The 1,497-nt window shown below is 72.8% G+C and carries 1 protein-coding gene; it reads right to left on the bottom strand.

Features of this window, described 5'->3' with window-relative positions:
- A partial coding sequence (locus FV222_RS25800) for a GumC family protein (RefSeq protein ID WP_187277479.1) occupies window positions 1–1,393 on the bottom strand: 1,393 nt, incomplete at its 3' end.
- Window positions 1,394–1,497 lie beyond the last annotated feature (104 nt).

The raw sequence follows: 1,497 nt of genomic DNA, 5'->3' as shown, positions 1-1,497 counted from the left end.
CGCCGAGGTACAGCGGCGGCTTCGGGGTGACGGGGGCGGCCGGGACGTCCGCGAGGCTGACGAGGCGGGTGCTGCCGACGAGGATGCGGCGCTCGGTCTCGAGCTCGTTGGCGCGCTTGTACAGGTCGGCGTACTGGCCCCGCTTGATCTCGGCGTTGCGCACCATGCCGGCGGCGACCGACTCGTTCTCCATCGCGGCGGCGGCGTCGGTCCTGGCGCCCTCCATCTGCTGGCGCAGCGACTTGGCGAGCGCGCTCGACGCGTCGTAGGTCTTCTTCAGGCCGGCGCCGATGCTCGCGACCTCGCGTTCGACGCGCAGCTTCAGGCCGGCCAGCTCCGTGCGCATCGCCTGCAGCGTCGGATGGTTCGGCCCCAGCACCGTGCCGGCGTTGGCGATCTGCGCGGCCACCACGTTCATCTGCTGCTTGAGGTCGCCGATGGTGCGGCTCGCCAGCACCGCCGGGGCGTCGATCGAGCCGCGGGCCTGGTCGGCGTTGATCTCGGCCAGGCGCGCGGCGGCGTCGGCCTTGGCGGTCTCGGCCGCCGCGAGCTGCTGGGTGATGGTGCTCAGCCGCTCGGAGGTGATCGGCGCGTTGGCGCCCGACATCAGGCCCTTGCTGCGGCGGAAGGCCTGGATCTTGGCCTCGTCGGCGCGCAACGACGCGTCGAGCTGGCGGACCTCCTTCCACAACCACTCGGTGGCCGCCTCGCGGCTGTTGGCGAGGACGCCGCGCTGGTCGTCGAGGAAGGTCGTGATCAGCGCGTTGGTCAGCGCCTGGGCGGTCTCGGCGTTCGGCGACCGGTAGGCGATGTTGATGACGCGCGAGCGGCCCGCGCCGGTGACGACGAAGCGCCGCTGCAGGGTGTCGACCACCAGGTCGGCGTTGCCGCGCAGCCTGTCGCAGCCGTCGTCCCTTTGCGGCATCAGGCCCGCGAGGAGGCCCCCGCGCGCACTCTGCCGGCATTCGGCCACGACCTTCTCGACCACGTCGCCCGAGGCGACGAGGCGCATCATCCGCGGCGAGCGGATCACCAGCATCTGGCTCTCGATGTCGGCCGGGTCGCCGAGCTTCTGGATCCAGGCGACCGAGGCGTTGGGGTTGTTGCTGCCGGGCTCCGGCTCGGCCACGATCACCGAGCCGACCGCGAGGTACTGCGTCGGCGCCGCCATCAGCAGCAGGATCGCGACGGCCATCACGGAGGCGAAGACCGCCGCGAACAGGCCGCGCCGCCGCAGGATCGCCGCGACCAGGCCGGCGGCCTGGTTGGTCGCCTGGCCTGCAGCTTGGCCTGCAGCTTGGCCTGCACCTTGGCCTGCACCTTGGCCGTTCTCGGCCGCCCGCGAAGGGGCCGGGCCGGCCGTCTGGATCGGGCTGAGGTAGGACGTCGTCATCGTCGACCACCGGGTCTGGTGCCGGTCCGCGGGCAGGGGCGCGGAAGCCGTGCGAGGTGAGCGAAAGGTCCGGCCGCGTCGCGCGGGCCGGGGGTGGCGGATGC

This window comes from Methylobacterium sp. WL103 (assembly GCF_008039885.1).
GTDB lineage: Bacteria > Pseudomonadota > Alphaproteobacteria > Rhizobiales > Beijerinckiaceae > Methylobacterium > Methylobacterium cerastii.
This window is presented reverse-complemented; position numbering and strand designations above follow the sequence as displayed.